General features: G+C 53.8%; 21 protein-coding genes and 1 pseudogene. 19 read left to right on the top strand and 3 right to left on the bottom strand.

What is annotated here, in order from left to right:
• The first annotated feature begins 12 nt into the window (after positions 1 to 12).
• The 12 genes from pspD to DBR02_RS21920 all read left to right on the top strand — a co-directional run bounded on the left by pspD (position 13) and on the right by DBR02_RS21920 (position 13,119).
• Positions 13 to 237 carry a phage shock protein PspD gene (gene pspD, locus DBR02_RS21975; protein ID WP_063866575.1) on the top strand — a complete coding sequence of 75 codons (225 nt, stop codon included), beginning with the start codon at positions 13 to 15 and terminating at the stop codon, positions 235 to 237.
• 184 nt (positions 238 to 421) lie between these two features.
• The gene (locus DBR02_RS21970; RefSeq protein WP_107535461.1) at positions 422 to 2,119 is read left to right on the top strand and encodes a sugar phosphorylase; all 1,698 of its coding nucleotides are present in this window, start codon (positions 422 to 424) and stop codon (positions 2,117 to 2,119) included.
• A gap of 13 nt (positions 2,120 to 2,132) precedes the next feature.
• On the top strand, positions 2,133 to 3,425 hold the full coding sequence (locus DBR02_RS21965) for an ABC transporter substrate-binding protein (RefSeq protein ID WP_107535460.1): 1,293 nt from the start codon (positions 2,133 to 2,135) through the stop codon (positions 3,423 to 3,425).
• Between the two features lie 21 nt (positions 3,426 to 3,446).
• Complete coding sequence (locus tag DBR02_RS21960; RefSeq protein ID WP_102750156.1) at positions 3,447 to 4,328, top strand: carbohydrate ABC transporter permease; 882 nt, start codon at positions 3,447 to 3,449, stop codon at positions 4,326 to 4,328.
• A complete protein-coding gene (locus tag DBR02_RS21955; RefSeq protein ID WP_107535459.1) occupies positions 4,315 to 5,157 on the top strand; it encodes a carbohydrate ABC transporter permease in 843 nt (280 codons plus the stop codon). Before DBR02_RS21960 ends, DBR02_RS21955 begins: the two co-directional genes overlap by 14 nt.
• A gap of 28 nt (positions 5,158 to 5,185) precedes the next feature.
• Entirely contained in the window at positions 5,186 to 6,238 is a 1,053-nt protein-coding gene (locus DBR02_RS21950) for a zinc-dependent alcohol dehydrogenase (RefSeq protein WP_063866580.1), read from the top strand.
• A gap of 17 nt (positions 6,239 to 6,255) precedes the next feature.
• Positions 6,256 to 7,044, top strand: a complete 789-nt coding sequence (locus DBR02_RS21945; RefSeq protein ID WP_107535458.1) for a sugar phosphate isomerase/epimerase family protein — start codon at positions 6,256 to 6,258, stop codon at positions 7,042 to 7,044.
• An 11-nt stretch (positions 7,045 to 7,055) separates the two neighbouring features.
• Positions 7,056 to 8,114, top strand: a complete 1,059-nt coding sequence (locus tag DBR02_RS21940) for a Gfo/Idh/MocA family protein (RefSeq protein WP_107535681.1) — start codon at positions 7,056 to 7,058, stop codon at positions 8,112 to 8,114.
• The gene (locus tag DBR02_RS21935; protein ID WP_107535457.1) at positions 8,108 to 10,387 is read left to right on the top strand and encodes a glycoside hydrolase family 65 protein; all 2,280 of its coding nucleotides are present in this window, start codon (positions 8,108 to 8,110) and stop codon (positions 10,385 to 10,387) included. Before DBR02_RS21940 ends, DBR02_RS21935 begins: the two co-directional genes overlap by 7 nt.
• Positions 10,377 to 11,042: a beta-phosphoglucomutase gene (gene pgmB, locus DBR02_RS21930; RefSeq protein WP_107535456.1), complete on the top strand. Its 666-nt coding sequence runs from the start codon at positions 10,377 to 10,379 to the stop codon at positions 11,040 to 11,042. Before DBR02_RS21935 ends, pgmB begins: the two co-directional genes overlap by 11 nt.
• Before the next feature lie 13 nt (positions 11,043 to 11,055).
• A complete protein-coding gene (locus DBR02_RS21925; RefSeq protein ID WP_107535455.1) occupies positions 11,056 to 12,138 on the top strand; it encodes an ABC transporter ATP-binding protein in 1,083 nt (360 codons plus the stop codon).
• A gap of 66 nt (positions 12,139 to 12,204) precedes the next feature.
• Positions 12,205 to 13,119: an OmpG family monomeric porin gene (locus DBR02_RS21920; protein ID WP_063866586.1), complete on the top strand. Its 915-nt coding sequence runs from the start codon at positions 12,205 to 12,207 to the stop codon at positions 13,117 to 13,119.
• A 33-nt stretch (positions 13,120 to 13,152) separates the two neighbouring features.
• Here the strand turns inward: DBR02_RS21920 and DBR02_RS21915 are convergent, their stop codons facing one another.
• Positions 13,153 to 14,163 carry a LacI family DNA-binding transcriptional regulator gene (locus DBR02_RS21915; RefSeq protein WP_107535454.1) on the bottom strand — a complete coding sequence of 337 codons (1,011 nt, stop codon included), beginning with the start codon at positions 14,161 to 14,163 and terminating at the stop codon, positions 13,153 to 13,155.
• A gap of 155 nt (positions 14,164 to 14,318) precedes the next feature.
• Between DBR02_RS21915 and DBR02_RS21910 the strand changes: the two genes are divergently transcribed.
• From DBR02_RS21910 to tyrR, 3 genes are all read left to right on the top strand, one after another.
• Positions 14,319 to 15,716: a YcjX family protein gene (locus tag DBR02_RS21910; protein ID WP_107535453.1), complete on the top strand. Its 1,398-nt coding sequence runs from the start codon at positions 14,319 to 14,321 to the stop codon at positions 15,714 to 15,716.
• On the top strand, positions 15,713 to 16,765 hold the full coding sequence (locus DBR02_RS21905; protein WP_107535452.1) for a YcjF family protein: 1,053 nt from the start codon (positions 15,713 to 15,715) through the stop codon (positions 16,763 to 16,765). Before DBR02_RS21910 ends, DBR02_RS21905 begins: the two co-directional genes overlap by 4 nt.
• A gap of 111 nt (positions 16,766 to 16,876) precedes the next feature.
• Complete coding sequence (gene tyrR, locus DBR02_RS21900; protein ID WP_063452310.1) at positions 16,877 to 18,418, top strand: transcriptional regulator TyrR; 1,542 nt, start codon at positions 16,877 to 16,879, stop codon at positions 18,416 to 18,418.
• A 34-nt stretch (positions 18,419 to 18,452) separates the two neighbouring features.
• On the opposite strand, the gene tpx is transcribed toward tyrR, so the two are convergent.
• On the bottom strand, positions 18,453 to 18,959 hold the full coding sequence (tpx, locus tag DBR02_RS21895; protein ID WP_063452311.1) for a thiol peroxidase: 507 nt from the start codon (positions 18,957 to 18,959) through the stop codon (positions 18,453 to 18,455).
• Between the two features lie 106 nt (positions 18,960 to 19,065).
• On the opposite strand from tpx, the gene ycjG reads away from it, so the two are divergent.
• The gene (gene ycjG, locus DBR02_RS21890; RefSeq protein ID WP_107535451.1) at positions 19,066 to 20,031 is read left to right on the top strand and encodes an L-Ala-D/L-Glu epimerase; all 966 of its coding nucleotides are present in this window, start codon (positions 19,066 to 19,068) and stop codon (positions 20,029 to 20,031) included.
• On the opposite strand, the gene mpaA is transcribed toward ycjG, so the two are convergent.
• Complete coding sequence (gene mpaA / locus DBR02_RS21885; protein WP_107535450.1) at positions 20,022 to 20,735, bottom strand: murein tripeptide amidase MpaA; 714 nt, start codon at positions 20,733 to 20,735, stop codon at positions 20,022 to 20,024. The two genes, ycjG and mpaA, sit on opposite strands and share 10 nt — an antisense overlap.
• A 183-nt stretch (positions 20,736 to 20,918) precedes the next feature.
• Between mpaA and DBR02_RS21880 the strand changes: the two genes are divergently transcribed.
• The 3 genes and pseudogenes from DBR02_RS21880 to DBR02_RS21870 all read left to right on the top strand — a co-directional run bounded on the left by DBR02_RS21880 (position 20,919) and on the right by DBR02_RS21870 (position 24,374).
• Positions 20,919 to 22,535: a peptide ABC transporter substrate-binding protein gene (locus DBR02_RS21880; RefSeq protein WP_107535449.1), complete on the top strand. Its 1,617-nt coding sequence runs from the start codon at positions 20,919 to 20,921 to the stop codon at positions 22,533 to 22,535.
• Between the two features lie 178 nt (positions 22,536 to 22,713).
• Positions 22,714 to 22,929 (top strand): annotated as a pseudogene (locus tag DBR02_RS27025) (hypothetical protein); the annotation flags it as partial.
• Between the two features lie 314 nt (positions 22,930 to 23,243).
• Entirely contained in the window at positions 23,244 to 24,374 is a 1,131-nt protein-coding gene (locus DBR02_RS21870; protein ID WP_107535448.1) for a methyl-accepting chemotaxis protein, read from the top strand.
• Positions 24,375 to 24,442: the final 68 nt, after the last annotated feature.

Below are 24,442 nucleotides of genomic sequence, written 5' to 3'. Positions count from 1 at the left end.
GAGAGAACATACATGAAACAAAACTGGCAACAGGCCGGTCAGAAGGTAAAACCCGGCCTGAAAATCGCAGGTAAACTGGTTCTGATGACGGCGTTACGTTATGGTCCGGCGGGTGTGGCGGGCTGGGCGATCAAGTCTGTTGCCCGTAAGCCGGTCAGAATGGTGCTGGCGGTCGCACTGGAGCCGCTATTAAAGAAACTGGCGAAACGCGTTTCCCGCCGCTACCTTTCACGCTAATCCCTTGCGCAAAAGCCCTTTCTCGCTCAGAGAGAGGGCATGAATTTCCCCTCTGCTTTTTCTCGTTCTTTGCGGCAGCTCACATTACTGCGTTGCGCTGCTTTGAGAATTCCTTTTTCAGCCCACAGGTGCGTTGACAGATATTTTTCATGGGAGTAGATTGCCAGTCCGTGGGACCGCTACCATGGAAAATAAAGTGAACGCAAAAATTAAAAAAATCATCAATCATATTTACGGTGAATCATTTTCAGATGCACACCTGAACGTGTTATTAACGAAGCTTGAACAGGCGGCGGTTAATATTACGGAAAAGCGTAAGTCAGGCTGGGATGAAAAAGACGTTGTTCTGATTACCTATGCCGATCAGTTCTCCGCGAAAGGGGAGAAAGCATTGCCGGTATTTACCCGGTTCTATAATGAATGGCTTTCTAGCACGTTTTCCCATGTCCATCTTTTACCTTTTTATCCGTGGTCGTCAGACGATGGATTTTCCGTTATCGATTATCACAACGTTGCACCTGAAACGGGTACCTGGCAGGATGTCGCGGAATTAAAACAGTCAGCCAGCTTAATGTTTGACTTCGTTTGCAACCATATGTCAGCGAAAAGCGAATGGTTTGCTCATTATCTGGCGCAGAAGCCCGGCTATGAAGATTTCTTTATTTCAGTCGACCCCGAAACCGATTTATCCGCAGTGACGCGTCCACGTGCCTTGCCGCTGCTGACGCCGTTTACGCTGCATGATGGCAGCGTTCGTCATCTGTGGACCACATTCAGTGAAGACCAGATCGACCTCAACTTTGCCTCGCCGCAGGTGCTGATTGCCATGGTGGACGTACTGCTCCATTACCTTGCAGAAGGGGCGCGTTACATCCGACTGGATGCGGTCGGGTTTATGTGGAAGATCCCTGGAACAAGCTGCATCCATCTGGAACAAACCCATTGCCTCATCCAGTTATTCCGCGCCATTACGGATGCCGTTGCACCCGGAACGGTGATCATCACTGAGACAAATGTTCCGCACAAAGACAATATCTCTTACTTCGGTGATGGTGAAAATGAAGCCCAGATGGTCTATCAGTTCTCCTTACCTCCGCTGGTGCTGCATGCCGTTCATTGTCAGGACGTTAAAGCCCTCAGCCAGTGGGCGGGGTCGCTGGCGCTGCCTTCAACACACACCACCTGGTTTAACTTCCTGGCCTCGCATGATGGTATCGGTTTGAACCCGCTGCGCGGCATTCTTCCGGAATCAGAGATCCTCTCGCTGGTCGAGAAGCTTCAGCAGGAAGGCGCGCTGGTCAACTGGAAAAATAACCCTGATGGAACGCGAAGCCCCTACGAAATTAATGTCACCTATCTTGATGCCTTAAGTTTACAAGACAGTTCAGATGATGAGCGTATTGCCCGGTTCATCCTCGCGCATGCCGTGTTGTTAAGTTTTCCAGGTGTACCGGCCGTTTATATTCAGAGCATTCTTGGTTCGCGTAACGATTATGAAGGTGTTGAACGCCTTGGCTATAACCGCGCGATTAACCGGAAAAAATACACGGCGGGGCAGGTCGATAGCGAACTGAATAATAAGAAGAGTATTCGTTCTCAAATTTATTCTCGTTTGAGTGAGCTTATCGCTATTCGTCGCGGGGAAAGTGCATTCCATCCAGACAGTCAGGCTGTTTTCGACGCAGTGGGTGAACAAATTCTTAAAATTATCCGCGTTGCTGAAAATGGCGAACGTATTACAGCATTATTTAATTTTAGCAATAAAATGCAGACCGTTTATGAGCAAACGCTATCTGGTAAGGAATTACTATCAGGACAACATATTAGCGGTACGGATCTGACCCTCAATCCATGGCAGGTAATGTGGATTAAAGAAAACTAAAAAGGACCCTAAAATGAAAATGCCCAAAATTGTGCTGTTATCAGCACTGGTTTCGTGCGCCCTGTTATCAGGCTGTAAGGACGATAAAGCATCTCAGGTCACCATTGAGTTTATGCACTCGTCGGTGGAACAGGAACGCCAGGCGGTGATAACGAAACTGATCGAGAAATTCGAGAAAGAGAACCCGTCAATTACGGTGAAGCAGGTACCCGTTGAAGAAGATGCCTACAACACCAAGGTCATTACGCTGGCCCGTACCGGTGCGCTGCCGGAGGTGATTGAGATCAGCCATGATTACGCCAAAGTCATGGATAAAGAGCAACTGCTGGATCGTGACGCCATCGGCCGCGCCATCAAGTCGGTGGGCGAAGAGACATTTTACGACGGCATTTTACGTGTGGTTCGCACGGAAGATGGCAGCGCATGGACGGGGGTGCCGGTTAGCGCCTGGCTGTCCGGCATCTGGTATCACAAAGATGCGCTCGGAGCCGCGGGTATTGAAGAGCCGCACAACTGGGAGCAACTGCTGAAAGCCAGTCAGGCGCTCAACGATCCGGCTAAAAAACATTACGGTATTGCGCTTCCAACCGCAGAAAGCGTTATGACCGAGCAGGCCTTCTCGCAGTTTGCCTTGTCGGGCGGCGCCAACGTCTTTGATGCAAACGGCAACGTGGAAATCGATACCCCTGAAATGTCGAAAGCGCTGGCATTTTATAAGGCACTGGCCGCGACCACAATGCCGGGTTCGAACGATGTCATGGAGATCAAAGACGCCTTCATGAACGGCTCTGCGCCTATGGCCGTGTATTCCACCTATATCCTGCCTGCGGTCTACAAAGATGGCTCGCCGGCCAACCTGGGCTTCGTGGTCCCGACGGAAAAATCCTCAGCCGTCTACGGCATGATTACCTCATTGACCATCACCACCGGTCAGACCGAAGAAGAAACGCAGGCCGCCGAGAAATTTGTCACCTGGATGGAGCAGGCTCAGAACGCCTCTGACTGGGTCATGATGTCTCCGGGCGCCGCGCTACCGGTCAATAAACTCGTGGTGGGCACAGATTCCTGGAAAAACAACGACGTGATCAGGGCCTTTGGTCAACTGCCATATGAGCTGATTGCGCAGTTCCCGAACGTCCAGGTGTTTGGTGCCGTGGGCGACAAAAACTTTACCCGCATGGGAGACGTTACCGGGTCCGGCATTATCAGTTCCATGGTGCATAACGTGACGGTGGGACAAAAAGATCTCAATGCGACTTTAAGCAACAGCCAGAAAAAACTGACTGACCTGATATCACAACGATAGGAGCGCTTTGCGAAGGGAATTATGAAGACGTTGTTTTCTGGTCGTTCAGATATGCCTTTCGCCATGCTGCTGTTGGCCCCCAGCCTGATTTTGCTGGGGGGCCTGGTGGCCTGGCCAATGATTTCCAATATTGAAATCAGTTTTTTACGTTTACCGCTGAACCCGCGTATTGATGCGGCGTTCGTCGGCCTGGATAACTACATTCGCATTTTGGGCGATGCCGCGTTCTGGCACTCCCTGTGGATGACGTTCTGGTACACGGCGCTGGTAGTGATCGGCAGTACCGGGCTGGGGCTGGCCGTGGCGATCTTCTTTAACCGTGAATTCCGTATGCGGAAAACGGCGCGTTCGCTGGTGATTCTGTCCTACGTGACGCCGTCTATTTCCCTGGTGTTTGCCTGGAAATACATGTTCAACAACGGCTACGGGATTGTGAACTATCTGGGCGTTGACCTGCTGCATCTCTATGACCAGGCACCGCTATGGTTCGACAATCCGGGCAGCAGCTTTGTGCTGGTGGTGCTGTTCGCCATCTGGCGCTACTTCCCGTATGCCTTTATCTCGTTCCTCGCGATTTTGCAGACCATTGATAAATCACTGTACGAAGCGGCAGAGATGGATGGCGCCAATGCCTGGCAGCGTTTTCGCATCGTCACGCTGCCCGCCATCATGCCGGTGCTGGCAACGGTGGTCACGCTGCGAACCATCTGGATGTTCTACATGTTCGCGGATGTTTATCTGCTGACCACGAAGGTCGATATTCTGGGCGTGTATCTTTACAAAACGGCCTTCGCATTCAATGACCTGGGCAAAGCGGCTGCGATCTCCGTTGTGCTGTTTGTGATCATCTTCGCCGTCATTCTGCTGACCAGAAAAAGGGTAAACCTCAATGGCAACAAATAAACGCGTACTGGGCCGCATCGGTTTTTATCTGGGGCTGGCGGTATTTCTGATTATCACGCTGTTTCCGTTTTTTGTGATGTTAATGACGTCGTTTAAAAGCGCGAAAGAGGCGATATCGCTGCATCCGACAATTCTGCCGCAGGAGTGGACGCTTCAGCATTACGTCGACATTTTTAACCCGCTGATTTTCCCGTTTGTGGATTACTTCCGTAACAGCATGGTGGTGTCGCTGACCTCCTCGGTCATTGCGGTGTTTCTCGGCACGCTGGGCGCTTATGCGTTGTCCAAACTGCGCTTTAAGGGGCGCACGACGATCAATGCGAGCTTTTACACCGTCTATATGTTCTCCGGGATCCTGCTGGTGGTGCCGCTGTTCAAAATCATCACCGCGCTCGGCATTTATGACACCGAGCTGGCGCTGATCGTCACTATGGTGACTCAGACGTTACCGACAGCGGTCTTTATGCTGCGCAGCTACTTCGACACCATCCCGGACGAAATTGAAGAAGCCGCCATGATGGACGGCCTGAACCGCCTGCAAATTATCTTCCGCATCACCATGCCGCTGGCGATCTCTGGCCTGGTGTCGGTCTTTGTTTACTGCTTCATGGTGGCGTGGAATGACTATCTGTTCGCCTCCATTTTCCTGTCCAGCTCCAGCAACTTCACGTTGCCGGTTGGGCTGAACACGCTCTTCAGTACGCCAGATTACATCTGGGGCCGAATGATGGCGGCATCGCTGGTGACGGCGCTCCCGGTCGTCATTATGTATGCCCTGTCTGAACGTTTTATTAAAAGTGGTTTGACCGCCGGCGGCGTGAAGGGCTGAGGCGGCCGATTTTAACAAGGAGTGAGTCATGAAAAAATTAGTTGCGACAGCGCCCCGTGTAGCGGCGCTGGTTGAATACGAAGATCGTCCTGTTGCAGCGCATGAGGTGAAAATTCGTGCCCGTTATGGCGCGCCGAAGCACGGCACCGAAGTCGTGGATTTTCGTGCGGCAAGCCCGTTCATCGATGAAGAGTTCAACGCCGAGTGGCAGATGTTTACCCCACGTGAGGAAGGGGCAGCGCGCGGCATCGAATTTGGCAAATTTCAGCTGGGGAACATGATCGTCGGCGACATCATCGAGTGTGGTGCAGACGTGACGGAATACCAGATCGGCGACAGCGTCTGCTGCTACGGCCCATTGCAGGAGACGGTCATCGTCAACGCGGTGAACAACTATAAGCTGCGCAAAATGCCGCAGGGCGCGTCCTGGAAAAACGCCGTTTGCTACGATCCGGCGCAGTTCGCCATGAGCGGCGTGCGTGATGCTAACGTCCGCGTGGGGGATTTCGTTGTGGTTGTCGGGCTGGGCGCGATTGGCCAGATCGCCATTCAGCTGGCGAAAAAGGCCGGTGCGTCCGTGGTGATTGGTGTCGATCCTATCGAACATCGCTGTGACATCGCCCGCCGTCACGGTGCTGACCACTGCCTGAACCCAATCGGTACCGATGTCGGTCTTGAAATTAAGAAACTGACCGGCAAACAGGGTGCGGATGTGATCATCGAAACCAGCGGTTTTGCGGATGCACTGCAATCTGCGCTGCGCGGGCTCGCCTACGGCGGCACGATCTCTTACGTGGCGTTCGCCAAACCGTTTGCGGCGGGCTTCAACCTGGGCCGCGAAGCACACTTCAACAACGCGAAGATTGTCTTCTCCCGCGCGTGCAGTGAACCGAACCCGGACTATCCGCGCTGGAGCCGCAAGCGCATTGAAGAGACCTGCTGGGAACTGCTGATGAACGGTTATCTCAACTGTGAGGATCTCATCGACCCGGTCGTCACCTTCGCCACCAGCCCGGACAGCTATATGAAGTATGTCGATCAGCACCCGGAACTGAGTATCAAAATGGGCGTCACTTTTTAAGCTAAGGAAAGCAAATCATGAAAATCGCAACACAAAACCAGGCCTTTTTCCCAACCAATATCATGGAAAAATTCAAATACATCAAAGCGATGGGGTTTGATGGCTATGAAATTGATGGCCGCCTGCTGGTGGAAAATCTCGATGAAGTGAAAGCCGCTATCAAAGCCACTGGCCTGCCGGTGACGACGGCGTGTGGGGGATACGACGGCTGGATCGGGGATTTCATCGAAGAACGCCGTTTGAACGGTTTACAGCAGATTGAACGCATTCTGGAAGCGCTGGCGGAAGTGGGCGGAAAGGGGATCATCGTGCCGGCGGCCTGGGGGATGTTTACCTTCCGTCTGCCGCCAATGACCTCGCCACGCAGCCTGTACGGTGACCGCAAAGCGGTAAGCGCCTCCCTGCGCTGGCTGGATGAGGTCGCCGCGCGCACCGGGACCACCGTCTACCTGGAGCCGCTGAACCGTTATCAGGATCATATGATCAATACCCTGGCCGACGCGCGTCGTTATATCGAAGAGAACGGCCTGAAGCACGTGCAGATCATCGGTGATTTCTATCATATGAACATTGAAGAAGACTCGCTGACGGATGCGCTGCATCAGAACCGCGATCTGCTGGGCCATGTGCACATTGCTGATAACCACCGCTATCAGCCGGGCAGCGGCAGCCTCGATTTCGCCAGCCTGTTCGATCGACTGCGTGCCGATAACTATCAGGGTTATGTGGTGTACGAATGCCGGGTTCGTGCCGACGATCCGGCCAAGGCCTATCAGGACTCACTCAATTACCTGCGTGATTGCTAAGGATGACGAGCGTGATGAGTGCTTCTACACCTTTGCCTCTGCGCGTCGCCATCATTGGCGCCGGGCAGGTTGCAGACAAAGTGCATGCCTCGTATTACGCCACGCGCAGTGATGTTCAAATGGTGGCTGTCATGGACAGCCGCCCTGAACAGGCACAGGCGTTCGCGGAACGTTATGCTATTCCATCGGCATGGCAGGACGCTCACGAGATGTTGCAGATAGTAAGACCGGATGTGGTGAGCGTCTGTTCGCCTAACCGGTTCCATTTTGAACACGTCATGGCGGCCCTCGAAGCGGGTTGTCATGTGATGTGTGAAAAGCCGCCGGCGATGACGCCGGAACAGGCCGACCAGATGCGTATTGCGGCGCGTAAGGCTGGAAAAGTCCTCGCGTATGATTTTCATCATCGCTTTGCCCTGGATACCCAGCTGCTGCGTGATGCGGTGATGAACGGCACGCTCGGTGAAGTCTACTTTACCTCGGCGCAGGCGCTGCGCCGCTGCGGTGTACCGGGTTGGGGCGTATTTACTAACAAATCGCTCCAGGGCGGCGGACCGCTAATTGATATTGGCATTCATATGCTGGATGCCGCCATGTACGTCCTGGGTTTCCCGGCGGTGAAGCGGGTGACCGCGCACAGCTTCCAGAAGCTCGGAAACCAGAAACACAGCGGCCAGTTTGGCGAGTGGGATCCCACGCAGTTTACCGTTGAAGATGCCCTGTTTGGCACGATCGAATTCTGCAACGGCGGCGTTCTGCGTCTGGATACCTCCTTTGCGCTTAACATCCGCGAGCAGTCCGTCATGAACGTTTCCTTCTGCGGTGAGAAAGCGGGCGCAACGCTGTTCCCGGCGCATATCTATAACGACGAAGCCGGAGTTTTGGAAACCCTTGCCCAGCGTGAAGAGGCGGACGATCGGCGCCATCTGCGCAGCATGGATGCCTTCGTACGGCATGTCCTGGGTGAGCCCGTGATGATCGCTGACGCAGAGCAGGGACTGGTTATTCAACAGCTTGTCGCCGCGCTTTATGAATCCGCAGAAACAGGGGAAAGCGTGACATTATGCTGAACGTATCTGTATTAACCGATCCGGGATTTTGTCCTCACAGCCTGAATAAATATGCCTCAGTCATGACCTGCGGTAATGGCTACATGGGCATTCGCGCTGCGCATGAAGAAGATTACACCCTGCAAACCAGGGGCATGTATCTTGCCGGCCTTTATCATCGCGCGGGTCGCAACGAGACCACTGAACTGGTCAACCTGCCGGATATCACCGGTATTGATGTTGAGCTGGACGGCGTCAATTTCACCCTTCTTTCAGGGGAAATACTTGAGTGGCAGCGCGAGCTGGCCTTTGCAAACGGCGAACTGCATCGCAACGTTGTCTGGCGTTCACCCAACGGCAAACGCTATCGGCTGGAGAGTCGCCGTTTTGTGTCGCTGGACCAGCTGCCTTTAGTGGCTATGCAGCTTGCAATTACCCCCCTTGATGCCCCCGCGCAGGCCGTGCTGAAAACCGGCATTGATGCGACGCAAACGAACAGCGGCAGGCAGCATCTGGATGAAATCTCGGTCAGGGTCTTTGACCAGCATTACATGCAGGGCGTGTATGAAACGCACGACCGGGCTTCAGAGATTGTGGTTTCGGCGTTTTGCCAGCTCTCGACGAAGAGCGACAGCTGTTTCGCCGCCAAAAATCGTCGGCTCAGCGTGCATCATTCGCTGACGATTGCTCAGGGTGACACTGTCACGCTTGAGAAGATCGTCTGGGTAACGCATCGCAGCGATAAAGCGCTATCGCAGGAAACTTTCGCGCGCAACGCGCTGGCCGATCTCAAAGTCTGTGCGGCAAGAGGCTACGAGGCGCTGCGTGAGAGCTCAGCGTATGCCTGGAAAGACGTCTGGCGCGACGCCCGGGTGGAAGTGACTTCCCCGGAGCAACAGGATCAGCTGGCGCTGGATTACGCCGTCTGGCACCTGACGACAATGACGCCTGCCCATGATGAGCGAAGCAGTATCGCCGCAAAAGGGCTGACGGGTGAGGGGTACAAGGGGCACGTCTTCTGGGATACCGAAATTTTCCTGCTGCCGTTCCATCTGTTTACCCGTCCAAAGATTGCCCGCAGCCTGCTGCGCTATCGCTGGCTTAATCTCTCAGGCGCCCGTGAAAAAGCGCGTCGTAACGGCTGGCCCGGCGCGCTGTTCCCGTGGGAAAGCGCCGCCAGCGGACAGGAAGAGACGCCTGAGTTCGCGGCAATTAACATTCGTACCGGGGTTCGCCAGAAGGTGGCTTCCGCACTTGCTGAACACCACATCGTGGCAGATATCGCCTGGGCTGTCGTCGCTTACTGGCAGGCGACGCATGATGATGCCTTTATGCGTCACGAAGGCCTGACGTTGCTGATGGAAACCGCTTCGTTCTGGATGGGACGCGCGACGGACGTCAATGGTCGTCTGGAGATCCATGACGTGATCGGACCGGACGAATACACCGAGCATGTTAACAACAACGCCTACACCAACTATCTGGCCTGGCACAACGTGGCCTGCGCGCGCCAGTTTATGGCGATGTTTGGGCGTGACGATGCGCGTTTTACGGAAAATGCCGAGACGTTTCTGGCGCGTTTGTGGTTACCGGAGGCCGATGCAGAGGGTGTGATCCCGCAGGATGATACCTTTATGACAAAACCGGCTATCGATCTGAGCCGTTACAAGGCCAAAGCGGGTAAACAGACCATTCTGCTCGATTACTCCCGCGCGGAAGTGAACGAGATGCAGATCCTGAAGCAGGCCGATGTCGTGATGCTTAACTACCTGCTGCCGGAACGGTTTACGCCGCAGCAATGTGCCGTCAATCTGGCGTTCTACGAGCCGCGTACGATTCATGATTCGTCGCTGAGTAAAGCCATCCACGGCATTGTGCTCGCGCGCTGCGGTGACACCGAGGGGGCCTATGCGTTCTGGCGTGACGGTATCGCCATCGATCTGGGGGACGACCCGCACAGCAGCGATGACGGTATACATGCTGCGGCCACCGGCGCGATCTGGTTGGGGGCGATTCAGGGGTTTGCCGGGATGCACATTAGCGACGGGGAACTGCATCTTGCGCCGAAGCTGCCCGCTCACTGGCGGAAACTCGCCTTCCCGCTGCGGTGGCGCGACGCAACAATACACATCACCTTTGAAGATGATCTGTTAACCATTGAAACTACCGCCCCCGTCACGTTGACGCTGTGGGGTCAAACGCTGAACGTATCGGGGCGGAAGGTATGTGCGCATCAGGACTTTCTTGCACCTGTTAATGGGACCGCTACCACGGAGGGGCGCCATGATGCTTAACGCTGTTGTATTCGATCTGGACGGGGTGATCACCGATACCGCGCATCTTCACTTTCTGGCCTGGCGTGCCGTGGCCCAGGAGATCGGGATCACCTTCGACGAAGTGTTTAACGAACAGCTGAAGGGAATAAGCCGCATGGATTCTCTTCAGCGCATCCTGAAGCACGGTGGGAAAGCGGGGATGTTCAGTGAAGAGCAGTGTCTGGCGCTTGCAGCCAGGAAAAACGCGCTCTATGTCCAGTCGCTGGCGTCTCTGACGCAGGATTCGCTGCTTCCGGGTATTCGCGAGGTACTGGCGGATATTCGTGCTGCGAAGGTCAAAATTGGGCTGGCATCCGTATCGCTTAACGCCCCGGGGATTTTGCATGCGCTGGGTATTCATCAGGCCTTCGATTTTTGCGCCGATGCTTCCCGGATCCGCCGCTCAAAGCCGGACCCGGAGATCTTCCACGCGGCATGTAAAGGACTGAACGTGCGTCCTGAAGAGGCCATCGGTATCGAAGATGCCGCCGCGGGGGTGGATGCGATCAACGCCGCAGGAATGCTGTCGGTCGGGATTGGACCTGGCCTGGACCATGCGGGATTACAACTTCATTCAACGCAGGAGCTGACCTGGGAACGCCTGACGGCGTTCTGGGCATCCCGGGCGTATTGATAAGGAATTTATAATGGCTCAACTGTCACTGAAACACATTCAGAAAATCTATGATAACCAGGTCCACGTGGTTAAGGATTTCAATCTCGAAATTGAGGACAAAGAATTTATTGTCTTCGTCGGTCCATCGGGCTGTGGTAAATCCACGACGCTGCGAATGATTGCCGGCCTCGAGGAGATCAGCGCAGGTGAACTGATTATTGACGGGGTTTGCATGAATGATGTTCCCGCCAAATCCCGTGATATCGCGATGGTTTTCCAGAACTATGCGCTCTATCCGCATATGACGGTCTACGACAACATGGCGTTTGGCCTGAAGATGCAAAAAATTGCCCCCTCCATCATCGAAGAACGCGTTAGCTGGGCGGCCCAGATCCTGGGCTTACGCGACTATCTTCAGCGTAAGCCCGGCGCGTTGTCCGGCGGTCAGCGCCAGCGCGTGGCGTTAGGCAGGGCGATAGTGCGCGAAGCCGGGGTTTTCCTGATGGATGAACCGCTGTCAAACCTTGATGCCAAGCTTCGTGTGCAGATGCGCGCTGAAATCAGCAAGCTGCACCAGAAGCTCAATACCACCATGATTTACGTGACGCACGATCAGACGGAAGCCATGACCATGGCGACCCGCATCGTGATTTTAAAAGATGGCATCATTCAGCAGGTGGGCGCGCCGAAACAGGTGTACAACGAGCCCGCGAATATGTTTGTGGCAGGGTTCATTGGTTCACCGGCGATGAACTTTATTCGTGGCGCGATCGACGATCGCTATTTCGTGACGGAAACGCTGCGCCTGGAGATCCCGGAAGACAAGCTCGCCGAACTGAATGCGCAGGGTTACCAGCGTAAAGCGGTCGTCTTTGGGATCCGTCCTGAAGACATTCTTACTCTACAGCGTAGCGGTGAAAACGTTACGGCGAAAATCAGCGTCGCGGAACTCACCGGGGCAGAATTTATGCTGTATGCCACCGTGGGTGGGCATGAACTGGTGGTCCGTGCGGGTGCAGCGGATGATTACGTCGCAGGGGATATTATCGGCATCCAGTTCGATATGAGTAAGTGCCATTTCTTCGATGCTGAAACTGAAGCAGCAATTAGATAAGAAAGGTGTTCGCCGGAAATGAAAATTTCCGGTTTTTTTGTGAGTTAATTATAAAGGAATATTTTAATGAGTACTCTACTAAGAAGTGCTGCGCTCGTTCTGTGCGCAGGGGTTAGCTGCGCGCAAGCAACAGAAACAGCAAAACACTGGGAGTTTAATATTGGTGCCATGTATGAAATTGAAAACGTCGAAGGGCAGGGTGACGATAAAGATGGATTATATGAACCTTCCGTGTGGTTTAACGCCACGTATGATGCGTGGACCATTTCACTGGCCATGTATCAGGAAGGCCCGGTTGATTACAGCAGCATGACGCGCGGCACCTATTTCGATCGCCCTGAATTCGAATTACGGTATCGCTTCATTGGCACCGATGATTTTACGCTGGGTCTTACGGGCGGTTTCCGTAATTATGGATATCATTTTAAAGATGAACACGGTGCGAAAGACGGCAGTGCTAATATGCAGCGCTACAAAATTCAGCCAGACTGGGATCTGAAATTAACCGATGACTGGCGTTTTAGCGGTTGGTTTGCCATGTACCAGTTTGCGAATGACCTGGGAAAAACCGGTTATTCTGACAGCCGTGTTGAAACGGAAACCGGTTTTACCTGGACAATAAACGAAACCGTCTCTGCAAAAGTTAACTACTATTTAGAGCGTGGTTTCAATATGGACAGTTCACGTAATAACGGTGAATTCTCGACCCAGGAAATTCGTGCCTACCTGCCTGTTTCATTAGGCCAGACAACGCTTACGCCTTATACCCGTCTGGGGCTCGATCGCTGGTCAAACTGGGACTGGCAGGACGATCCAACCCGCGAAGGGCATGACTTCAACCGACTGGGGCTGCTCTATGCTTACGACTTTGCGAATGGTCTTTCCATGACGCTCGAGTATGCCTACGAATGGGAAAATCATGACGAAGGTGACAGCGACCGCTTCCACTATGCGGGTGTCGGCGTGAATTACGCGTTCTGATGACGTGATACCAGGGGCGTTTGCCCCTGGTTTTTAGCGTAACGAAGCCGCATCTGTAAAGTGGGTTTCAACCAACACCTTATGCGGCGCAGGTTTACTTGCAATGCACTTGAATAAAAGAGTGCAGCTCTCTTCGCCCAGCTTTCTCGTTGGGATATCAAAGCCGCCGGGTGCAGGGGTCAAGATGAGAGACAGCATCGAATCGCTGTATCCTGCCATGGCAACCTGCTCCGGGATCGTCAGATTTAGCGCATCGGCGGCACGGTAAAGACTCAGCAATTTCATGCTGTCAGTTGCAAAAACCGCATCGGGCGGGTTGTCTGAGGAGAGGAGCTGGCTGGCCGCCTGAAGCGCGCTTTCATGGGTATATCCGCCATCGATAACCCAGGCCGGGTTAATTTCGATGCCGTGTTTCTTAAGACTGGACTTATAGCCCGCCAGACGATCGATAGAAACGTGATAATCGAGCGGGGCATGCAGGCAGGCAATTTTGGTGCGGCCATGCTTGATAAACGAGTCTGTTAATATGGCGCTGTCGCGGAAATTATCCGTATCGACAGAATAGATATTCTGGTAATTCCCTTCTACTTTACCAATAACAACCACGGGCACACCGTATTCATCCAGCGTCGAGAAAAAAGACTCGTTCGCCGGCGAGCTTAGCATGATGATCCCTTTGATCATCTTCTGCTTTATTTTACCCACGCATTTTTGCAGATCGTCTGCACTGCTTTTGGACGTTTGTAAAATAACATCAAAACCTTCCTCTTCTGCTTTTGCCGTTATGGCATGCAGTACATCAGAGAAAAAGGGATTTCCAGCAGTGGTTTTGGTTGAGCGGGTCGAAATAACCATAATGGCGTCGAAGCCAGAAGAGGTGAGTGCGCGGGCAAGTTTATTAGGCTGGTAATTTAATTCATCTATCGCCTTCAACACCTTTTCACGCGCTTCAGGAGAAATATTCGTTTGCTTATTCAGAACGCGTGACACGGTTGATTTCGAAACGCCAGCAACGCGGGCAATATCATAGATGGTGGGTGACATACACCTTACTCACTCCAGACGGACAGCAATTGCGCCCATCTTACTGGAGAGAAAACGGCAATAGCAATAATTAAGAATTGATAATCAACGATCTGCCCCAATTTACTGTATTCTGAAGTGACTCTTTTCAGGGTTCCAGGCAATGAAGGACGGCGATGAAGCGACTTAAAAACGAATTCAGTTCTCTGGTGAACCGTGGCGTTGATCGCCACCTGCGTCTTGCCGTGACGGGGCTGAGCCGCAGCGGTAAGACGGCATTCATTACGGCGATGGTCAATCAGCTGATGAACCTGCATGCGGGAGCGCGGCTGCCGCTGCTAAGCGCGGTGCGTGAGGAGCGGCTGTTGGGCGTGAAACGCGTACCGCAACGTGATTTTGGTATCCCCCGTTTCACCTATGATGAAGGTCTGGCGCAGTTATACGGGGAGCCTCCCGCCTGGCCCACCCCGACGCGTGGCGTGAGCGAAATTCGCCTTGCGCTTCGATTCCGCTCGAATGAATCCCTGATGCGTCACTTCAAAGAAACGTCCACGCTGTACCTCGAAATTGTGGATTATCCGGGTGAATGGCTGCTTGATTTACCGATGCTGGCGCAGGATTACCTGAGCTGGTCCCGACAGATGACCGGCCTGTTGCAGGGGCAGCGGGCAGAGTGGTCGACCAAATGGCGCCAGCTTTGCGAAGGGCTGGATCCGCTGGCGCCGGCGGATGAAAATCGTCTGGCCGTTATAGCCGAAGCCTGGACGGATTACCTGCACCAGTGCAAACAGGAGGGGCTTCATTTTATCCAGCCGGGCCGTTTTGTGCTGCCGGGTGATTTAGCCGGCGCTCCCGCGCTCCAGTTTTTCCCGTGGCCGGACGTTGACAGCATCGGCGAATCGAAGCTGGCGCAGGCGGACAAGACCACCAACGCCGGTATGCTCCGCGAGCGATACAACTACTACTGTGAAAAGGTGGTTAAGGGTTTTTATAAAAATCACTTTTTACGCTTTGACCGCCAGATCGTGCTGGTGGACTGCCTGCAACCGCTCAACAGCGGGCCGCAGGCGTTCAATGATATGCGGCTGGCGCTGACGCAGCTGATGCAGAGTTTCCATTACGGACAGCGCACCCTGTTTCGCCGTTTGTTCTCTCCGGTCATCGATAAGCTGTTATTTGCCGCCACAAAAGCGGACCATGTGACAGTCGATCAGCACGCCAATATGGTTTCCCTGCTACAACAGCTGGTGCAGGATGCCTGGCAGAATGCGGCTTTCGAAGGGATCGGCATGGATTGTCTGGGGCTGGCGTCCGTACAGGCTACGCAAAGCGGTTTGATTGACATTAACGGCGAGAAAATTCCGGCCCTTCGGGGCAACCGCCTCAGCGACGGGGAGCCGCTCACGGTCTATCCGGGGGAAGTTCCCGCGCGTCTGCCGGGCCAGGCCTTCTGGCAAAGCCAGGGTTTTCAGTTCGAAGCCTTCCGTCCGCAGAGGATGAACGTTGACCAGCCACTGCCGCACATCCGTCTGGATGCGGCGCTGGAGTTTTTGATTGGAGATAAATTGCGATGACGGAACCGTTGAAACCACGCATTGATTTTACCGGTCAGCTTGATCAGACACCGCAGGAAGCGTTTAAAACGGCGCAAACCTTCAGCGGCCCGCAGGCCGACAACTTTGCTCCCGTGCTGACAGAGGAGCCGCTGGTTGAAGAGGGGCAGGCGGAAGCGGTCGTTGACGCGGCACTGCGCCCGAAACGCAGCCTGTGGCGCAAGATGGTCACCGCCGGGCTGGCCCTTTTTGGCGCGAGCGTAATCGGGCAGGGCGTGCAGTGGGGCATCAATGCCTGGCAAACCCAGGATTGGGTGGCGCTGGGTGGCTGTGCCGCCGGAGTGTTGATCGTTGGTGCGGGCGTAGGCTCAGTCGTCACCGAGTGGCGTCGCCTCTGGCGTTTGCGTCAGCGCGCGCACGAACGCGATGAAGCGCGGGATCTGCTGCACAGCCACGGCACGGGAAAAGGGCGTGCATTTTGTGAAAAGCTGGCGGCTCAGGCCGGGATAGATCACTCTCATCCGGCGCTACAGCGCTGGTATGCGGCGATCCACGAAACCCAGAATGACCAGGAGGTAGTCACGCTGTATGCCCATATTGTCCAGCCGGTACTGGATTCGCAGGCTCGCCGTGAGATCAGCCGTTCGGCGGCGGAATCCACGCTGATGATCGCCGTTAGCCCGCTGGCGATGGTGGACATGGCCTTTATCGCCTGGCGCAACCTGCGCCTGATTAACCGCATCGCCAGGCTGTACGGCATTGAGCTTGGCTATTACAGCCGTCTGCGCCTGTTCAAACTGGTGTTGCTGAATATCGCCTTTGCCGGGGCCAGCGAACTGGTGCGCGAGGTCGGAATGGACTGGATGTCGCAGGATCTCGCGGCGCGTCTCTCCGCGCGGGCGGCGCAGGGGATCGGTGCCGGTCTGCTGACAGCACGCTTAGGCATTAAAGCGATGGAGGTCTGTCGTCCACTTCCCTGGATCGATGGCGACAAGCCGCGACTGGGCGATTTCCGCCGCGAGCTGGTAGGTCAGCTTAAAGAGACGCTCAGTAAAAAACCTGTGCAGTGAGGATTTGTTTACTAATCGTGCGGGCTGTCAATATTTGTTGACAGCCACCTTCCCGAACACCGTGATCTGACATATCATTTTACTGTTAATGGCTTAAACGGTGAATTTCCCATGCGTCTGGAAGTCTTTTGTGAGGACCGTCTCGGTCTGACCCGCGAGTTACTCGATCTTCTTGTTTTACGTAGCATTGATTTACGTGGCATTGAGATCGACCCTGTCGGGCGAATTTACCTCAACTTTGCCGAAATTGAATTCAATACCTTCAGTAGCCTGATGGCGGAAATCCGGCGTATCGCTGGCGTTACGGATGTTCGCACCATCCCCTGGATGCCGTCCGAGCGAGAACATCTCGCGCTGAGCGCGCTGCTGGAAGCGATGCCGGAGCCGTTTCTGTCTCTCGATCTGAAAAATAAAGTCGAGCGCGTTAACCAGGCCAGCTGCCAGCTGTTTGCGCAGAGCCAGGAAAAGCTCATCGGTCACCACGCTACGCAGCTGATCCCGGGGTTTAATTTCCAGCGCTGGCTGGACAGCAGCCCGCAAAATACCCATAGCGAGCACGTCGTCATCAACGGACAGAATTTCCTGATGGAGATCACGCCGGTCTACCTGAAAGGCGAAAATGCCGCGCGGGTGCTGACCGGCGCAGTGATCATGCTGCGCTCCACGGTGCGCATGGGCCGCCAGTTACAGAATCTGTCCAGCCAGGACGTTGGCGCATTCAGCCAGATTATTGCGGTAAGCCCGAAGATGCGTCACGTGATCGACCAGGCGCGCAAGCTGGCTAATCTGACCGCGCCGCTGCTAATTACCGGTGATACCGGCACGGGGAAAGATCTGCTGGCGCATGCTGTGCACATGGCCAGCCCGCGCGCGGCAAAACCTTATCTGGCGCTGAACTGTGCATCGATTCCGGAAGATGCGGTGGAAAGCGAGCTGTTCGGGCATGCGCCGGAAGGTAAAAAAGGCTTCTTTGAACAGGCAAACGGCGGTTCGGTGCTGCTGGACGAGATTGGCGAAATGTCGCCCCGCATGCAGGCGAAGCTGCTGCGCTTTCTGAATGACGGCACGTTCCGTCGCGTGGGGGAAGATCATGAAGTGCACGTGGATGTACGCGTCATCTGCGCCACCCAGAAAAACCTGGTGGAGCTGGTGCAGAAAGGGGTGTTCCGCGAAGATCTCTACTATCGTCTGAACGTTCTGACGCTCAATATCCCGCCACTGCGCGATTGTCCGCAGGACATCATGCCGTTGACGGAGCTGTTCGTCGCCCGTTTTGCCGACGAACAGGGCGTGCCGCGTCCGAAGCTTTCTGCCGACCTCGGCACCGTGCTGACGCGTTACGGCTGGCCGGGCAATATTCGTCAGCTAAAAAATGCGGTTTATCGCGCATTAACTCAGCTTGAAGGGTATGAACTGCGTCCTCAGGATATTTTGTTGCCGGATTACGATGCCGGGACGGTATCGGTAGGCGAAGAGGCCATGGAAGGCTCGCTGGACGACATCACCAGCCGTTTCGAGCGTTCGGTGTTAACGCAGCTCTATCGTAGCTATCCGAGCACGCGCAAGCTGGCGAAACGTCTTGGGGTCTCACATACCGCGATTGCGAATAAGCTGCGCGAGTATGGGTTGAATCAGAAGAAGGGTGACGAATAAACAAAAAAGCCTCTTTGCAGAGGCTTTTTTACGTTTAGGCTTTAAGTGCCTCAAGTGCAGCGGTGTAATCCGGTTCGGTGGTGATTTCGTTAACCAGCTCGCTGAAAACAACGTTGTCGTTTTCGTCGATGACCAGCACCGCACGTGCAGCCAGACCTTTCAGCGCGCCTTCGGAAATGGCAACACCGTATTGCTCCAGGAAATCCGGGCTACGCAGAGTGGAAAGGGTGATGACGTTGCTCAGGCCTTCAGCGCCGCAGAAGCGGGACTGGGCAAACGGCAGGTCAGCAGAAATGCACAGCACCACGGTGTTGTCCATTTCGGTCGCCAACTGGTTGAATTTACGCACGGATGCCGCGCAAACGCCCGTATCGATGCTTGGGAAAATGTTCAGGACTTTACGTTTGCCAGCAAACTGGCTCAGCGTGACGTCAGACAGATCTTTAGCCACCAGAGTAAAAGGCTGTGCTTTGCTGCCAGACTGAGGGATGGAACCTGCAACAGCAACCGGGTTGCCCTGGAAATGAACGAGTTGTGACATAGATATCTTCCTGTTTACAAATAGTTAACGTCGTGGCTAGTGTATGTCATCCGCAGTTAGCACGGCAAACCAATTTTATGCCTTACCGGCCTGCAAGGAGTCAGTGATGAGAAGCGTTAAGGTCTATGAAGAAGCCTGGCCATTGCACACCCCGTTTGTGATCTCGCGCGGCAGCCGTAATGAGGCCTGCGTGGTGGTCGTTGAATGTGAAGAGGATGGCGTAAAAGGCGTCGGGGAATGTACCCCTTATCCTCGCTACGGAGAAAGCCTGGCCTCAGTCATGGCGCAAATTATGACGGTGGTGCCCGACTTGCAGGCGGGCCTGACGCGTGAGTCCCTTCAGCAAAGGTTGCCGGCCGGCGCGGCACGCAATGCGATTGACTGCGCACTCTGGAGTCTGGAAGCGGCGAAGCAACACAAACCGCTGCCTTCACTGCTGGACGTTACGCTTCCGCAATCGATCGTCACCGCGCAAACGGTCGTCATCGGTGAACCCGAGCAAATGGCGGCCAGCGCTCAGGCGTTATATGCCACCGGTGCAACCTTATTAAAGGTGAAGCTCGACGATCGTCTGATTAGCGAACGCATGGTCGCCATTCGTGCGGCGGTTCCAGATGCCACCCTGATAGTCGACGCGAACGAGTCATGGCACAGCGAAGGGCTGGCGGCCCGCTGTCAGCTGCTTGCCGATCTGGGCGTTGCCATGCTGGAGCAACCTCTCCCGGCAGACGACGACGCCGCGCTGGCGAATTTTATTCATCCGCTTCCCGTCTGTGCAGATGAAAGCTGTCATACGCGCGAGAGTCTTTCAGATCTCAAAGGCCGCTACGAGATGGTGAACATCAAGCTGGATAAAACAGGTGGGTTAACCGAAGCCCTGGCGCTGGCAAAGCATGCGCAGGCGCAAGGCTTTACCCTGATGCTGGGCTGTATGTTGTGCACGTCCAGAGCGATCGGCGCTGCACTCCCGCTGGTGAACAGCGTGCGTTTTGCCGATCTGGATGGCCCAACCTGGCTGGCGGTTGACGTTTCACCCGCCCTGAGTTTTACCTCTGGCGTTCTTCATCTTTGAGGCTGCCAGCGCAGAAGATCTGTCATCGCTTTGAGGTATTTTTCACTCGCTTCATCCGAGGAGATCGGCGGAAATTCTGCGGTGATACAGTGCAGGCCGAGATCGGCGCACCAGCTTCCAAACGACCCGGGAGTTTCATAGCCGACGCTGGTTACCAGCGGAAGAGCAAACGCATCCGCCAGCCACTGCCCGAGCGCCGTATGACGAGGATCTTCAATACAGGCGAGGGGATCGTGGAAAGAGACTACCCAGGCCGGGTGGATCTTATGAATAAGCTGGCACAACGCCTGAGTCTCGGGCTCGGAACCCGGTTTGTCGCCCGTGAGCAGGACCACATCGCGTTCCTGCGCCGAACTGTTCCAGCGATACACCGTTTCACCCGCGCGCCAGTTTGCTGCCGGAAAGTTCCTGTTTAGGTCAACGCCTCGTGCATTTGCCCGTAATCCAAGCTGACAACCGTCCGGGTTGACGGTCAAAATCACATGATGTCGCCGTAAATCGGGGGCCAGCGTACGTAGCGCGCACGAAAGCGTCACGATGGACGAGTTTTCATCGCCATGCGTGCCCGCAATGATTAAGCCGCTAGTACGATCGGGCTCGGGTGCGGGGAACCAGATCAGTGGGGCGCCTAAAAATGAGCGGCCATAATGTTCAGTCCCGGGCGGGAAGGCGCCGCGTTCCGTTCTTGGTCGGGTGGTTGCCATAGTAAACCCTGATGATGAAGTCGCTTCTGGCAGTGTTGTGCAAAACCCGCGCTTAATCAAATAGTTTCCGTCTGGATGGAAAATTGCCTGACATCAACTTTCCAGAGGAAGCATTTGCATTTCTCCGTGTCGAAACAAATAATTACGCATCTGCCTGTTACCTGACATCATTAAGGGGATCGTATGAAGCATCCTGTTTCGCTTCTTTGTACTGCGCTGTGGCTGTGCGGGCTTTCTTCACTTTCATATGCCGCGGAGGTTCCCAAAGGAACGGTTCTGGCGCAAAAGCAGGAGCTGGTTCGACACATTAAAGATGAACCCGCTTCGCTCGATCCGGCAAAAGCGGTGGGTTTACCCGAGATACAGGTGATCCGCGACCTTTATGAAGGGCTGGTGAATCAGAACGAAAAAGGGGAGCTGATTCCCGGCGTGGCGACGCGCTGGCAGAGCAACGATAACCGTGTCTGGACGTTCACGTTGCGGGATAACGCTAAATGGTCTGACGGTAGCCCTGTGACGGCCCAAGATTTTGTTTACAGCTGGCGTCGCCTGGTTGATCCCAAAACGACGTCACCTTTCGCCTGGTTTGCAGCGCTGGCGGGCATTAACAATGCGCAGGCCATTATTGATGGTAAAGCTGCTCCGGATACGCTTGGCGTGACGGCAGTTGATGCTAAAACGCTGCGCGTGCAGCTGGACAAACCGCTGCCATGGTTCAGCAACCTCACGGCGAACTTTGCGTTCTATCCGGTTCAAAAGGCAAACGTGGAAAGCGGTAAAGAATGGACGCGCCCTGGCGCGCTCATCGGCAACGGTGCATACGTGCTGAAAGATCGCGTGGTGAATGAAAAGCTGGTGGTTGAGCCGAACACTCACTACTGGGATAACGCCAATACGGTGATAAAAAAAGTCACATTCGTGCCGATCAACCAGGAGTCCTCAGCGACCAAACGCTACCTGGCGGGCGACATTGATATCACGGAATCATTTCCGAAAAACATGTACCAGAAGCTGCTAAAGGATATTCCGGGGCAGGTGTATACCCCGCCACAGCTTGGAACCTATTACTACGCGTTTAACACGCAAAAAGGCCCAACCGCTGATGCGCGCGTGCGTCTGGCGCTCAGCATGACTATCGATCGGCGCATTATGGCGGAAAAAGTTCTGGGAACCGGTGAGAAACCGGCCTGGCATTTCACTCCTGATGTCACTGCCGGTTTTACGCCGGAACCCTCGCCATTCGAGCAGATGTCGCAGCAGGAGCTGAATGCTCAGGCGAAAACGTTATTGCAGGCGGCAGGCTATGGTCCCCAGCGCCCGCTGAAATTAACACTGCTGTACAACACGTCTGAAAACCACCAGAAAATCGCAATTGCCGTCGCATCTATGTGGAAGAAAAATCTGGGCGTTGACGTTAAGTTGCAGAATCAGGAGTGGAAGACCTACATCGACAGCCGCAATACCGGGAATTTTGACGTGATCCGTGCGTCATGGGTAGGAGACTACAATGAGCCGTCGACATTCCTGTCGCTGCTGACGTCCTCACACACCGGCAACATCTCCCGGTTTAACGATCCTGCTTACGATAAGATCCTTCATCAGGCGACGCTTGAAACGACTGAAAAAGCGCGTAATGCAGACTACAACATGGCCGAGAAGATCCTCACCGAGAAAGCGCCGATTGCCCCGATTTATCAGTACACCAATGGCCGTCTCATTAAGCCCTGGGTTAAAGGGTATCCGATAAATAACCCAGAGGATGTTGCGTACAGTCGTACAATGTACATTGAAAAACATTAAAAACCAGGTAAGGCGCTTAAGTGGCTAAGGCAAATAGTCGTACATCGCTTAAGCGCCTGAATGCAGGGTTAATGCTATTTACAGGCGAGTTATTACCAAAAATCCCTTCATAAAAAACCGCATTCATTCTTTTGATGAATGCTTCCAGCAACAATACTTCAAGAACTGTCACTCACTTGTCAGCATTATACCAGAACAGGTAATCAGGGGATCCGAGAAGGGATGTGTGACAATGTGCATTAAAGCCCCCGGCAGTATATCGGGGGAGAGGATATACCATTTAAGCATGGCACCTGAAACAGGCTGGTATATACGTCGCGAACATCAAAGTGCGAAAGAGAATGTCCTCATGACAGAGGACTTTTTTTTCCATGCCGTCGACTGTCTGGCCTGAACGTAAGCCACCCTCGCGGGAGACGTCACTGAAACGTAGTTAATATATATTAACCACGTTAACTTATTAAGCATGACTAAACACTGTTGCCCAACGGTACTCATCCTAAAATAGGTAAACGCTAATATTTAAGGGAAGCGGTAACCAAATTACAAACCGAATATTTACCATATAGCATGCTTTTTCTCTACCTTAAGTGAAACTGCGCAAATCAAACTGCAAAACAACAAACCAGCGACGAACGTGAGGACAAATTTCTGTGGCAATGCTATAACCCTAAGTGCCCACCAAAATATAAAGCTGTAGGAAAAACTATGCTAAGAAATATTAGTGTCAGAACCTTCATTGTCTATTTCCTTTTATGTGTATTTTTGGTAAGTGATGGAGTTATAGCGCTATTTTCAGGGAGTTTTTCGCTTTTTATTGCTGTCGTTATCGTACAATGCATCGCCTTGATTTTACTCTGGACGTATATGACAAAATATCTTGTGACGCCGATCAATACTGTGAAAAAAAGTATTGAAGAAGTGACGTCAGGGAATCTCGGCGTGTCGATACCTGAATTTGGCAATAACTGTGCGGGACGGCTGATCCCGGGCATTAATAGTCTGTCCAGCAACATTGCAACGCTGGTCCGTGAGATCCGCGCCTCCGCGCAAACCGCGATGACGCTTTCAGATCAGCTCTCTTCACGCAGCGCGCAGCTTTCGGTCAAAACAGAACAGCAATCTGCCTCGCTGGTGCAAACGGCAGCCAGCATGGAACAGATGGCTGCTAGTACAAAAAATAATGCCGACAATACCCGTTTAGCCAGCGAGCAGGCAAATATCGCGACGTTGCAGGCGCGTAAAGGCGGAGAGTTAATGGGTCAGGTCTCAAACAATATGCAATCAATTACCGATTGCGCCCAGCAAATGACGGAGATTATATCCCTGATTGACGGGATCGCTTTCCAGACCAATATTCTGGCGCTAAATGCCGCCGTTGAAGCGGCAAGAGCGGGCGACCATGGTAAAGGATTCTCTGTGGTGGCCGGTGAGGTCAGAAGCCTGGCGCATCGTAGCGCCGAGGCGGCAAAAAATATTAAATCACTGATTGAAGTTACCAGCCATAACGTGACGCAGGGCGTGAACGTGGTCTCTGAGGCCGAAAAAAACATGCACGACATTGTTACCGGTTCTGGCAACGTGAGCCGACTGATGGACGAAATTTCCGCCTCAACGTCAGAACAGGAAAAGGGCATTTCACAAATCACGCAGGCATTGTCGGAGCTGGAACGCGTAACGCAAAGCAACGTGTCGATGGTTGAAGAACTTAATGGTTCGTCTGATGTGCTGCGCAATCAGGTGATAGAGTTACAGGCGCGAACACGCAATTTCCGTCTGGAAAATGCGTACGAGACTGACAATGCGTTAACACGCCGCGAGTGGGTGGTGAATTCCTGAGCGTATTCAGGACGATGCCTCACATAATTATTGCTTAACCCTCGACGAAAGCTAGACTGACACCGAAA

Source organism: Enterobacter cloacae complex sp., from assembly GCF_900322725.1.
GTDB lineage: Bacteria > Pseudomonadota > Gammaproteobacteria > Enterobacterales > Enterobacteriaceae > Enterobacter > Enterobacter quasihormaechei.
The sequence above is the reverse complement of the archived record's forward strand: the minus strand, read 5'-3'. Positions and strand labels throughout refer to the sequence as shown.